Origin of the sequence: Burkholderia sp. Bp9004 (genome assembly GCF_003858025.1) — a bacterium.
Taxonomy (GTDB): Bacteria; Pseudomonadota; Gammaproteobacteria; order Burkholderiales; family Burkholderiaceae; genus Burkholderia; species Burkholderia diffusa.
Genome location: NZ_QTQD01000002.1, coordinates 126,505 through 139,402, shown reverse-complemented (window position 1 = coordinate 139,402; position 12,898 = coordinate 126,505). Strand labels below are relative to the sequence as shown.

Sequence of the window (12,898 nt, the reverse complement as noted above, 5' to 3'; positions counted from 1 at the left end):
GACGGCCAATGTCACGCGTGCGTGGCGCTGCGGCGTCGCCGGAGCGCGTAACCGGTGGCGACGACGAACAGCGCGCCGGCGATGCTCGCGCCGTAGATCGCCGCCGGCGTATCGAGCACCGGCCAGCGGTCGCCGACCGGGTCGTGCACCATCAGCCCGCCGGCGATCCAGCCCAGCAGCCCGGCGCCGAGCGCCACGACGATCGGGAACCGATCGAGCAGCTTGAGCACCAGCGTGCTGCCCCACACGATGATCGGCACGCTGACGACGAGCCCGAAGATCACCAGCGCCAGCCGGTGCGACGGATCGGCCTGCTCGGCCGCGCCGGCGATCGCGATCACGTTGTCGAGGCTCATCACGGCGTCGGCGATCACGATCGTCTTCACCGCGTCCCACAGCCGGTCGGCCGGCTTCACGTTGTCGTGCGCGTCGGCGTCGGGCGCCATCAGCTTGACGCCGATCCACAACAGCAGCAGGCCGCCGCCGAACTTCAGGAACGGGACGTCGAGCAGCACGACCGCGAACGCGATCAGCGCGACCCGCAGCAGGATCGCGCCGGCCGTGCCCCACACGACGCCGCGCAGCCGCTGGTTGGCCGGCAGGTTGCGGCACGCGAGCGCGATCACGACCGCGTTGTCGCCGCCGAGGAGGATGTCGATGATGACGATCTGAAACACCGCGCCCCAGTGGAGCGAGGTCAGGAATTCAAGCATGAGCGGTATCGGGTGCGGGGTAACGGCTGTCGGACAGACGTGCCGGGTGAACGCCGGGACATGCATCGCGCATGCCGGGGGCTTACAAATTCATTGCGAGAGCATAACAAAAAACGCCGGCAAGGCCGGCGTTTTTTGCAGGACGAACCACGCGGAAATTACAGCGCCTTCTTGAGCAGGCGGCCCATTTCCGACGGGTTGCGCGTGACGGTGATGCCGCACGCTTCCATGATTTCCAGCTTCGCTTCGGCCGTATCCGCACCGCCCGAGATCAGCGCGCCGGCGTGGCCCATGCGCTTGCCCGGAGGCGCCGTGACGCCAGCGATGAAGCCGACGACCGGCTTCTTCATGTTGTCCTTGATCCACTGAGCGGCGTTGGCTTCGTCCGGACCGCCGATCTCACCGATCATCACGACCGCGTCCGTATCCGGATCGTCGTTGAACATCTTCATGACGTCGATGTGCTTCAGACCGTTGATCGGGTCGCCGCCGATGCCGACTGCCGACGACTGGCCGAGGCCCAGCGCCGTCAGCTGTGCAACGGCTTCATACGTCAGCGTGCCCGAACGCGACACGACGCCGATGCGGCCCTTGCGGTGGATGTGACCCGGCATGATGCCGATCTTCAGCTCGTCCGGCGTGATCGTGCCCGGGCAGTTCGGCCCGAGCAGCAGCGTCTTGCGGCCTTCACGACGCATGCGGTCCTTCACTTCGATCATGTCACGGACGGGAATGCCTTCCGTGATGCAGATCGCGAGATCGAGGTCGGCTTCGACCGCTTCCCAGATCGCAGCGGCTGCGCCTGCCGGCGGAACGTAGATGACCGACACGGTCGCGCCGGTTTCTGCCTTCGCTTCCTTGACGCTCGCGTAGATCGGAATGCCTTCGAAGTCTTCGCCGGCCTTCTTCGGGTTCACGCCCGCGACGAATGCTTCGCGGCCGTTTGCATATTCACGGCAGGCGCGCGTATGGAACTGACCGGTTTTGCCGGTAATGCCCTGCGTGATGACCTTCGTGTCCTTGTTGATCAGAATCGACATGTATTTTGACCTCTGTTCGATTGGCGTCGCGTATCTGCCGCGCCGCCATGCGTATTCGATAGCGTTACTTGCCTTCGGCAGCCGCGACGACCTTCTGCGCAGCCTCTTCCATGCTGTCCGCCGAGATGATCGGCAGGCCCGAATCGGCCAGCATCTTCTTGCCGAGGTCCTCGTTCGTGCCCTTCATGCGCACGACGAGCGGCACGTTCAGGTTCACGGCCTTCGAACCGGCGATCACGCCTTCCGCGATCACGTCGCAGCGCATGATGCCGCCGAAGATGTTCACGAGAATCGCCTTCAGGTCCGGGTTCTTCAGCATCAGCTTGAACGCTTCCGTGACCTTCTCGGTCGTCGCACCACCGCCGACGTCCAGGAAGTTCGCCGGTTCGCCGCCGAACAGCTTGATGGTGTCCATAGTCGCCATCGCGAGGCCCGCGCCGTTCACGAGACAGCCGATGTTGCCGTCGAGCGAGATGTACGCGAGATCGAACTTCGACGCTTCGATTTCAGCCGGATCTTCTTCGTCCAGATCGCGGTACGCGACGATTTCCGGGTGGCGGAACAGCGCGTTCGAGTCGAAGTTGAACTTCGCGTCGAGTGCGATGACCTTGCCGTCGCCCGAGACGTTCAGCGGGTTGATTTCAGCCAGCGACGCGTCGGTTTCCCAGAATGCCTTGTACAGGCCTTGCAGGATGGCGCGCGCTTGCGGAATCGAAGCAGCCGGCACGCCGATCTTCGCGGCGAGGTCGTCGGCCTGCGTGTCGAGCAGGCCCGTCGACGGCTCGACGATGACCTTGTGGATCAGTTCCGGGTGCTTTTCGGCAACTTCTTCGATGTCCATGCCGCCTTCGCTCGAACCCATCAGAACGATCTTTTGCGACACGCGATCAACGACGAGGCTGACGTACAGTTCCTGCTTGATGTCGGCGCCTTCTTCGATCATCAGACGGTTGACCTTCTGGCCTTCCGGACCGGTCTGGTGCGTGACGAGCTGCATGCCGAGGATCTGGTTCGCGTATTCGCGAACCTGCTCGATCGACTTCGCCACCTTCACGCCACCGCCCTTGCCACGGCCACCCGCGTGAATCTGAGCCTTCACGACCCACACCGGGCCGCCCAGCTCTTCTGCCACCTTGACGGCCTCTTCAACCGAGAACGCCGGCTTGCCGCGCGGTACCGCGACTCCGAATTTCCGCAGGATTTCCTTACCCTGGTACTCGTGAATCTTCATGCGTGATTCCCTTCAGTCTGAGAGTTGGATGAAATGTCGCTTAAGACGCTTCTTCGAATGATTTCCGTTCATTCCTTCGTGCTGCCCTCACCGGGCAAGTCCGGCCGGTTCGTGCCATACCAGCGCGGGTAGTACTGCCGCACGACCTCGCCGTCGAACCGCAATGCCCGGCAGCGACCGAGCTGGAAAGGCGGTTCGGCGTGCTCGCCGTCATGGTCCGGTCCTTCGCCTCCCTCCTCGCGCACGTTCCACACGTCACCGGCGAACGCCTGGATCGCTGCCGTCGGCAGCACGGCACACAGTTCGGTGAGATGGGAACAGCCTGCGACGCCGGCGAGCAGCCGGTTCGCGTTGCGGCGGAAATTGCGGAAGAGATTGAGCCCGATGAGGGCCCGATAGGCGGGAGGGGCGGATTGACAGTGACCGGGATAGGGAACCCACTCCGAAGACGCTTCGGCGTCGACGACGTTGAGGTCACGATCGATAGTCACGCGCAGCCAGAGTTCGTGGATCGGCAGGCCTTGGGGCCGGATGCCCGACGCAAGCGCGACATCGCGCGGCTTGTGGTCGGTCAGGCAGGCTTCGATGTCCCACAAGCCGTCGCCGCGCTCGTAGGCTTCCGCTCGGATTGCGCGTCGATGTCGCAACTGACGGGGCACGGGCTCGGATAGCGGCATGCTGGAGGTTGAGGCCGAAGAGGAAAACCCGTGGATTTTAGCATATTGGGTATTTGAGGCATCCGGCCGCGACGGCGGGTATTCCCGCCTGTCCGGAAACGGTTGCATTGCAGCAAAATCGCGCGCAGCGCGCGCGACCGGACCGGTCAGTCGTCGATCGAGAAATCGTCGCCGACCTTCAGCAACTTCACGATGGTCGAGCTCGAGAAGCCGCGCGCGGCAAGGAAGCGCGCCTGCTTCGCGCGCTCGGCGGGCGTTTGCGGCAGTGCACCGAATTTCTTGCGCCAGACGGCCTGCGCGCGTGCCCACTCGGTCTCGCGCAATTGCGCGTTCACTTCCTCGACGAGACTGTCGCCAACCGCATGACGCTTCAGTTCGCTGACGATGCGCGCGACGCCGACGCGCGATGCGCGGCGATGCACGAGGCTCTCGGCAAAGCGTGCGTCGGACAGCCAGCCTTCCTTTTCCAGTGCATCGAGCACCGGCTCGACGGATTCGTCCTCACCGACGTACGGCGCGAGCTTGCGCGCGAGTTCGGCCCGGCTGTACTCGCGCCGGGACAAATAGCCGAGCGCGCGGCCCTTCAGCGAACGCGGCGGTTTCGACGACTTGCGCTCGGTGGCACCGGATTCGTCGCCGGAAGCAGCGTCGGCTGAACCGCTGGACGCACGGCGCGTGCGACGCGGATGCTGGCTGCTGCGCGTATACACATCTTCCTTGACCGACGCAGACACATCAGCCGCGCGCTCGCCCGGAAAGTTGACACCGGACACGCGACGGCGCGACCGGTCGTGCGCGTCGAACGATTCGTCGTCGTCGAACGGATCGACCGGCACGGTCATCTCAAACGAAACGAGGGCATCCTCGGATGCCCTCGTCGCGGTGCGGCTCGCGGCATGACTGCCCGCGCTCCGCCGGTTGGCCCCCGAGGATTCGGCTTGCCGGCCGGAGCGACCCGCCGTGTCGGACGCGTCGCTCGGTTCCGGTTCGCCAGCCTGACCTCGGCGCCCGACCATCACTCTTCTTCGTCCATCGCCTCGGCTTCGTCGACCCTTGCACCATCGGGCATGGCGGCAACGCCGAGCGATTCGCGAATGCGGTTTTCGATCTCGCGCGCGATTTCCGGATTCTCGCGCAGGAATTCACGCGCGTTGTCCTTGCCCTGGCCGATCTTCTCGCCGTTGTAGCTGTACCAGGCACCCGCCTTGTCGACGATCTTCGCCTGCACGCCGAGATCGATGATCTCGCCCTGACGCGAAATGCCTTCGCCGTACAGGATGTCGAAGATCGCTTCGCGGAACGGCGGCGACACCTTGTTCTTGACGACCTTCACGCGGGTTTCGTTGCCGATCACCTCGTCGTTCTTCTTGATCGAACCGATCCGGCGGATATCCAGACGCACCGACGAATAGAACTTGAGCGCGTTGCCGCCCGTCGTGGTTTCCGGGTTGCCGAACATCACGCCGATCTTCATCCGGATCTGGTTGATGAAGATCACGAGGCAGTTCGTGCGCTTGATCGTGCCCGTCAGCTTGCGCAGTGCCTGCGACATCAGGCGAGCCTGCAGGCCCGGCAGCGAATCGCCCATCTCGCCTTCGATTTCGGCCTTCGGCACGAGCGCCGCGACCGAGTCGATGACGATCATGTCGATCGAGCCCGAGCGTACCAGCGCGTCGGTGATTTCAAGCGCCTGCTCGCCGGTGTCCGGCTGCGAGATCAGCAGCTCCGGCACGTTCACGCCGAGCTTCGCTGCATATTGAACGTCGAGCGCGTGCTCGGCGTCGATGAAGGCTGCCGTGCCGCCCAGCTTCTGCAGTTCGGCGATGACCTGCAGCGTGAGCGTGGTTTTACCGGACGATTCCGGACCGTAGATCTCGACCACCCGGCCGCGCGGCAGGCCGCCGACGCCGAGCGCGATATCGAGACCCAGCGAGCCCGTGGAGACGACCTGGATGTCTTCGGCCGCTTCGCCGTCGCCCATCCGCATGATCGACCCCTTGCCGAACTGCTTCTCGATCTGCGCGAGCGCGGCCGCCAGCGCCTTGCTCTTCTCGGCGGTCATCCCGGAGCCCTTCTTGCTATCTTCCATGAATCGTCCTTTGCTATGATGAGCAGCGTCTGTCAGAGGCGCGCCCGCTTTCAAGCGCTGCCCACGAATGCAGACACTGTATAAAAAAACAGTGTTTTATGCAAGCCCGCAATGCAGGCTGCGTTGTACACGGATAACTTCGGAGACAGCCGCGCCGGCGCGAACGCCCCGCCGGCCATCGGTCAGCAACATGCGAATTCTCATCGCCGAAGACGACAGCATACTCGCGGACGGCCTCACCCGGTCACTCCGCCAATCGGGCTATGCCGTCGACCACGTGAAGAGCGGCGTCGAGGCCGATACCGCGCTGTCGATGCAGTCCTTCGACCTGCTGATCCTCGATCTCGGGCTGCCCAAGATGTCCGGGCTCGACGTGCTCAAGCGCCTGCGCGCGCGCAATTCCAATCTCCCCGTGCTGATCCTGACCGCCGCCGACAGCGTCGACGAGCGCGTGAAGGGGCTCGACCTCGGCGCGGACGACTACATGGCCAAGCCGTTCGCGCTCAACGAGCTCGAGGCGCGCGTGCGCGCGCTGACCCGGCGCGGCGCGGGCGGCGGTCCGACCGTCGTGCGCCACGGCTCGCTCGCGTTCGACCAGGTCGGCCGCATCGCCTATGCGAACGACCGCGTGCTCGATCTGTCCGCGCGCGAGCTCGGGCTGCTCGAAGTGCTGCTGCAGCGCATCGGCCGGCTCGTGTCGAAGGAGCAGCTCGTCGACCATCTGTGCGAATGGGGCGAGGAAGTCAGCAACAACGCGATCGAAGTGTACGTGCACCGGCTGCGCAAGAAGATCGAGCCGAGCGGTGTGCGGATTTCCACCGTGCGCGGCCTCGGCTACTGCCTCGAGAAAGTCGCGCCCGCGGCGCCGGCCGACTCGGCCGCGCCCCAGTCCGCGGCGGCCGGCACGCCGCTGCGCTGACCCAGGCCGTCGCCGCGATGGCCACGCCGGCCCATTCCCGCCATCCGACCGGCGATCAACCGTCCGCCGCCGACGTCGCGCGCGACGCGCGCTACGAGAACCCGTTCGCGCCGCCCGACGAAACCGACACGTCCGAGGCCGCGCGTCCGCGCTCGCTGTTCGGCGAAATCCTCGACTGGATGCTCGCGCCGCTCCTGCTGCTGTGGCCGATGAGCATCGCCGTCACCTATCTCGTCGCGAAGACGATCGCGAACGGCCCGTTCGACCGCGCGCTCGAGACCAACGCGTACGTGCTCGCGCGGCAGATCCATCCGGTCAACGGCGTCGCCGAGCTGACGCTGCCGCAGCAGACGCGCGACTTCCTGCGCGCGGACAACGTCGACAGCGTTTACTTCCAGGTGCTCGGCACGCGCGGCGAGCTGGTCGCGGGCGAGGCCGACATGCCGCTGCCGCGCGACGAGGACCGCCCGCCGCCGGGCGTCGTCGTATTTCGCGACGACCTGCTGCGCGGCAACGACGTGCGCGTCGCGTATACGACCGTCGCGCTGCCCGAGTCGAACAGCGCACAGCCCGTGCTCGTGCAGGTCGGCGAGACGCTCGACAAGCGCAACGCGCTCGCGAACGACATCATCAAGGGCGTGATCCTGCCGCAGTTCGTGATCCTGCCGCTCGCGATCCTGCTCGTCTGGTTCGGGCTGTCGCGAGGGCTCGCGCCGCTCAACGCGCTGCAGGCGCACATCCGTGCACGGCGGCCCGACGACCTGTCGCCCGTCGAGGCGCAGCGCGCGCCGCCCGAGATCGAGCCGCTCGTCACGTCGTTCAACGACCTGCTCGCGCGTCTCGAACAGAGCATGGCGCTGCAGAAGCGCTTCATCGCCGATGCCGCGCACCAGATGAAGACGCCGCTCGCGGGGCTGCGCACCCAGGCCGAGTTCGCGTTGCGCCACCCCGTGCCGCCCGACGTGCAGCGTTCGCTCGAACAGATCGCGACGAGCTCCGAGCAGGCCGGGCGACTCGTCACGCAACTGCTCGCGCTCGCGCGCGCCGAGAACCGCGCGAGCGGGCTGACGTTCGAGCCGGTCGAGATCGCCGCGCTGGCACGCCGCACGGTGCGCGACTGGGTGCAGGCCGCGCTCGCGAAGCGCATGGACCTCGGCTACGAAGGTCCGGAGGACGACGCACCGCTCGAGGTCGACGGCAATCCCGTGATGCTGCGCGAGATGCTCGGCAACCTGGTCGACAACGCAATCCGCTACACGCCCGAAGGCGGCCGCATCACCGTGCGCGTGCGGGCCGAGCGTGCGGCGCGGCGCGTGCATCTCGAAGTCGAGGACACCGGGCCCGGCATCCCGGCCGCGGAACGCGACCGCGTGGTCGAACGCTTCTACCGGATCCTCGGCCGCGAAGGCGACGGCAGCGGGCTCGGACTTGCGATCGTGCGCGAGATCGCCGCCCAGCACGGCGGCACGCTGACGCTCGACGATCACGTCTACCAAAGCGCACCTCGCCTCGCGGGCACGCTCGTGCGCATCAGCCTGCCGCTGTCGGACACCGCGCCGGACCAATCCTGATACGCGCGAGTCCGTACCGCGCCGCGATCGCATCGAAACCGGCGCTTTACCACCCGATCGCGACACGATCGGAACGCGAAACGACCGATTCGGCGCGGGTTAACGCGCAGTCGATTTGTGCCCGCGAGTCAGTGCGCCGTAAGTTTCCGTGCCAATAATCGTCGACAGGCCCGCCCACCCAAGGCGGCCGCATATCTATATCAAGGGACTTGGAGACGATTCATGGCAACGTTAGGCGAGCAAATTTCGCACTCGCCGATGACGGGCGAAGAGAAGAAGGTGATCTTCGCGTCGTCGCTCGGCACCGTGTTCGAGTGGTACGACTTTTACCTGGCCGGATCACTCGCGGCCTACATCAGCAAGAGCTTCTTCTCCGGGGTCAATCCGACCGCCGCATTCATCTTCACGCTGCTCGGCTTCGCGGCGGGCTTCGCCGTGCGTCCGTTCGGCGCGATCGTGTTCGGCCGGCTCGGCGACCTCGTCGGCCGCAAGCACACGTTCCTCGTGACGATCGTGATCATGGGCATCTCGACCTTCGTGGTCGGCTTCCTGCCCGGCTACACATCGATCGGCATCGCGGCGCCCGTGATCTTCATCGCGATGCGGCTGCTGCAGGGCCTCGCGCTCGGCGGCGAGTACGGCGGCGCAGCGACCTACGTCGCCGAGCATGCGCCGGCGAACCGTCGGGGCTTCTATACCGCGTGGATCCAGACGACCGCGACCCTCGGCCTGTTCCTGTCGCTGCTCGTGATCCTCGGCGTGCGCACGTTCATCGGCGAGGAAGCGTTCGGCAGCTGGGGCTGGCGCGTGCCGTTCGTCGCGTCGATCCTGCTGCTCGCGGTGTCGGTGTGGATCCGGATGCAGCTGAACGAATCGCCGGTGTTCCTGCGCATCAAGGCGGAAGGCAAGACGTCGAAGGCGCCGCTGACCGAAGCGTTCGGCCAGTGGAAGAACCTGAAGATCGTGATCCTCGCGCTCATCGGCCTGACGGCCGGCCAGGCCGTCGTGTGGTACACGGGCCAGTTCTATGCACTGTTCTTCCTCACGCAGACGCTGAAGGTCGACGGTGCCAGCGCGAACATCCTGATCGCGATCGCACTCCTGATCGGCACACCGTTCTTCCTGTTCTTCGGTTCGCTGTCGGACAAGATCGGCCGCAAGCCGATCATCCTCGCGGGCTGCCTGATCGCGGCGCTCACCTACTTCCCGCTGTTCAAGGCGCTCACGCACTACGCGAACCCGCAGCTCGAACTCGCGACGCAGAAGGCGCCGATCACGGTCCTCGCCGATCCGGCCACCTGCTCGTTCCAGTTCAACCCGGTGGGCACGTCGAAGTTCACGAGCTCGTGCGACATCGTGAAGAGCGCGCTCGCGAAGGCCGGCCTGAACTACGAGAACGTCGCGGCGCCGGCTGGCGCGACCGCGCAGATCAAGGTCGGCGATACGGTGATCCCCGCGTATGACGGCAAGGCGGCCGACGCGAAGGCGCAGGGCGCGGCGTTCGACAAGACGCTCGCGTCAACGCTGAAGGCGGCCGGCTACCCGGCGAAGGCCGACCCGGCGCAGCTCAACTGGCCGATGACGATCGTGATCCTGACGATCCTCGTGATCTACGTGACGATGGTCTACGGCCCGATCGCCGCGATGCTGGTCGAGATGTTCCCGACGCGGATCCGCTACACGTCGATGTCGCTGCCCTATCACATCGGCAACGGCTGGTTCGGCGGCTTCCTGCCGGCGACCGCGTTCGCGATCGTCGCGGCGAAGGGCGACATCTACTCGGGGCTCTGGTATCCGATCGTGATCGCGCTGGCCACGTTCGTGATCGGCCTGCTGTTCGTCAAGGAGACGAAGGACTCGAACATCTACGCGCAGGATTGAGGTAGGTCGGGCGCGGGCGGCATCCCCGCCCGCAACCGGGGCCGGCGCCGGCCCCGGCACTTTTTTTCAGGAAAGTGAAAAAAGGTGTTGACAGCCCGGCGGTACATCTACATAATTCAAGTCTTCGGCGAATTAGCTCAGTCGGTTAGAGCGACGGAATCATAATCCGCAGGTCCGGGGTTCGAGTCCCTGATTCGCCACCAAATGCGAGAGCCGCTGTTTCGAGAGAAACAGCGGCTTTTTCATTTGTTCCGTCCAAAACATACGCCGTCACATCGCGTCGACCCAGCGAGCCCCCAACCCCGGTCGAACGCGACAATCATTCGGCTATCGTCAATTGCAAACTTCCGATCGAAGTCGATCTGCGACTTGAATTCGCCGACGCGAGCGGTCGCGCCAAACGGCCGCGGTTCTCGCCGATGTCCGTATGCGGCGATGCCGAACGGCGCAAAAATTGATACCTCGCGCAATGGCACCCGGTTCATCGCGGCATGAGTGCTACACCGCACTTAGAATCGGTACGTCCAAATTTCTGCTGCGTCCGGGCATAACGTCGATGAAAAAACGCCTCGCATGCTTCCTGCCGATTCTGATCGGCATCGCAATTTCGCTCGCCTGCCAGGCCGCCCCTCTGCCCGACACCACCGTCGAGGGCCTGCATTGGAGATTCGAGCGGCTGCACGATACCGGACACGACGACGATTACGAAGTCGCCGCCCGCCGAGGCGAACAGGTCCTGGTCTGGGACAACGACAAGAACCGGCAAGCTTATGCGCAAGCCGTGTTCATGCTGGTCTCTGCTCCCTACGATCAGGTGCAGCCGCTGGTGCAGCGGGTGCTGCAACGGACGAGTCCGGTGAATGCCAGTGCCAATAGCTGGCAACTGCAGAATTTGCCGGATCCCTGGAGCGCCGTGCTGTTGTCGCGACGGCCGGACCTGCGCGCGGCCATCGCCGACCACGCGTCGCTGCCGAAACTGCAGCAGGCGCTGCAACAAGGCGCGATCACCCGGCAGGAACTGGACTGGCGCATGGATCAGGCTCGGGCACGCGTCGACCGGCTGTTCCAGGGCTCCGGCCTGCCAGCGCTGCAGACCACCTATGCATTCTGGGAGGCACGCCAGGACCACACCGATGGCATCACCGGTCAGTACCGGAGCGCGCTGTTCGTCAGGGTGCAGGACGTCAGCGCCATATTCGGACACCCGTCGACGGTCGTTCAGTTCGGTCGCGTCGACTCCCGACCCAATCCTGACTACAGCCTGTGGAAAGCACTGACACTTCAGGACCTGGACCTGTTCAGCGGCAACCGGACCCAATCCCGCAGGACAGGCATCTCCGTCGTCCCGGGCGACGTATTCACGGCATTGACCGACGCGTTATCCGCACTGCCGGCCAAGCTGGAAATCGCCACGTCGCCCGCTGCATGGCAGTTACCCTCGACACCATCGATGCCGCCCCCCGCAATCAAGCTGGTTGTGCCCGACCAGAGTGCCCCGGTAATCAAGCCCTCGATCATCCGCTGGGACAAGTTCGTGACCGCCCCGTCGCAACGCACGTTGCTATATCCGCACGACATCCTCGGCCTGCCGGACGGCAGCCTGCTGTTCAGCGCCCAGATGGCCGACAACCGTGGCTGGAACGAGTACGTGTGGTGGCTGCACGCGGCCAACGGCGCGTTGCAGGCGGACGAGGTCTGGCATGGCAAGGACGGCCCGCGACGGATGATGATCAACGGCGACGGCAGTGCCGTCTGGTTCGACGGCCAGCCGGACGCCAAGAGCAAGCCATGCCTGTACCGATATGACATCGCGAGCCGCAAGGTCGATCGTCATGAAATCGTCTGGCCGGTCGAGATCGATTGGCGAGATCATCAGATGAGCGATATGTACTGGATCCTCGACGACGATCTGCCGGCCAATTTCTGGCACGACCTCCGGCATGGCGAGCAGGACGCGAATCCGGTCGGCTCCCAGTTCCTGACCGTGCAGCGCCCGGCGTCGCCGCCGCCGGGCGCCGACGATCCATGGCCGTTCGTCACCACGCTGTCGTCGGTACGACAGTCGCTGATGGACGAGATCAGCAACGGCAGCAATGCGCTGATCTGGCCGGTACGCTGGCGGCCTTCCGGAACCTACTGGACTGAGGATTCGCAAGGGCTCGCCGAGCTGGACGCCCGCACCGGCCGCGCGCTGCGTACGATCGCCTTACCCCAGCGCTTCGGCACCCCGGACTCCGTCAACGCCGCCGGCATCGCGCAATGGGTGCCCAAACCGCTAGGCTCCCCGCAGGGTCAATGGATCGCGACAGGCTTCGTGCTGCTGCTCGACGACGACGGCAGCATGCCTCCTCCGGTGAAGTACCCTGGCCCGAAACGGGCGCGCTTCGTCGGCATGCACGTGGTGGATCTAAAGAACGGGCACGTGCTGTCGGCACTGCTGGGCAAGGCCGATACATTCAAGGCCGCCGCCCGTTCGGCAAACGGACGCCTCCTAGCGATGGGCACGACCTACACGACAGGCGGCAGGAAGCATCACGTGGCGCTCTGGGACGTCGCACAGGGCCGCACGCCCGTGCAGCTCGACGCATCGTCGCTACCCAAAGACAGCGAGATCGAAGCGCTGGCCTTTTCGTGGAACGGTTCAGCGCTGTGGGCCATCGGCACGCGCGAACTGATGCTGTGGAAATTGCCCGCCGCGTTGCGCGATCGCGCGACGCGAGGCACTGCACCGGATCAATCCCGCAATTGAAGCCGCGGTATCGACGCTCGGCTTTTCC

General features: G+C 65.2%; 10 protein-coding genes and 1 tRNA gene. 5 read left to right on the top strand and 6 right to left on the bottom strand.

Going from position 1 to position 12,898, the window contains the following annotated elements:
- Window positions 1–11: 11 nt before the first annotated feature.
- The 6 genes from DIE08_RS02840 to recA all read right to left on the bottom strand — a co-directional run bounded on the left by DIE08_RS02840 (window position 12) and on the right by recA (window position 5,750).
- A complete protein-coding gene (locus DIE08_RS02840) occupies window positions 12–713 on the bottom strand; it encodes a TerC family protein (RefSeq protein ID WP_124621384.1) in 702 nt (233 codons plus the stop codon).
- A gap of 158 nt (window positions 714–871) precedes the next feature.
- The gene (gene sucD, locus DIE08_RS02835) at window positions 872–1,753 is read right to left on the bottom strand and encodes a succinate--CoA ligase subunit alpha (protein WP_010090788.1); all 882 of its coding nucleotides are present in this window, start codon (window positions 1,751–1,753) and stop codon (window positions 872–874) included.
- Between the two features lie 64 nt (window positions 1,754–1,817).
- The gene (sucC, locus tag DIE08_RS02830; protein WP_124900957.1) at window positions 1,818–2,984 is read right to left on the bottom strand and encodes an ADP-forming succinate--CoA ligase subunit beta; all 1,167 of its coding nucleotides are present in this window, start codon (window positions 2,982–2,984) and stop codon (window positions 1,818–1,820) included.
- 68 nt (window positions 2,985–3,052) lie between these two features.
- Complete coding sequence (locus tag DIE08_RS02825; RefSeq protein WP_059528036.1) at window positions 3,053–3,661, bottom strand: DUF2889 domain-containing protein; 609 nt, start codon at window positions 3,659–3,661, stop codon at window positions 3,053–3,055.
- Window positions 3,662–3,807: 146 nt separating this feature from the next.
- Window positions 3,808–4,677: a recombination regulator RecX gene (gene recX, locus DIE08_RS02820; protein WP_059607553.1), complete on the bottom strand. Its 870-nt coding sequence runs from the start codon at window positions 4,675–4,677 to the stop codon at window positions 3,808–3,810.
- A complete protein-coding gene (recA, locus tag DIE08_RS02815; RefSeq protein WP_059607555.1) occupies window positions 4,677–5,750 on the bottom strand; it encodes a recombinase RecA in 1,074 nt (357 codons plus the stop codon). Before recA ends, recX begins: the two co-directional genes overlap by 1 nt.
- Window positions 5,751–5,940: 190 nt before the next feature.
- On the opposite strand from recA, the gene DIE08_RS02810 reads away from it, so the two are divergent.
- The 5 genes from DIE08_RS02810 to DIE08_RS02790 all read left to right on the top strand — a co-directional run bounded on the left by DIE08_RS02810 (window position 5,941) and on the right by DIE08_RS02790 (window position 12,870).
- Window positions 5,941–6,669: a response regulator transcription factor gene (locus DIE08_RS02810; RefSeq protein WP_059607556.1), complete on the top strand. Its 729-nt coding sequence runs from the start codon at window positions 5,941–5,943 to the stop codon at window positions 6,667–6,669.
- Window positions 6,670–6,686: 17 nt separating this feature from the next.
- The gene (locus tag DIE08_RS02805) at window positions 6,687–8,240 is read left to right on the top strand and encodes a sensor histidine kinase (RefSeq protein WP_124621382.1); all 1,554 of its coding nucleotides are present in this window, start codon (window positions 6,687–6,689) and stop codon (window positions 8,238–8,240) included.
- Between the two features lie 222 nt (window positions 8,241–8,462).
- Window positions 8,463–10,121: an MFS transporter gene (locus DIE08_RS02800; RefSeq protein WP_124621380.1), complete on the top strand. Its 1,659-nt coding sequence runs from the start codon at window positions 8,463–8,465 to the stop codon at window positions 10,119–10,121.
- A gap of 126 nt (window positions 10,122–10,247) precedes the next feature.
- A tRNA-Met gene (locus DIE08_RS02795) sits at window positions 10,248–10,324 on the top strand.
- A 353-nt stretch (window positions 10,325–10,677) separates the two neighbouring features.
- Complete coding sequence (locus DIE08_RS02790; protein ID WP_124900956.1) at window positions 10,678–12,870, top strand: WD40 repeat domain-containing protein; 2,193 nt, start codon at window positions 10,678–10,680, stop codon at window positions 12,868–12,870.
- The last annotated feature ends 28 nt before the right edge of the window (window positions 12,871–12,898 follow it).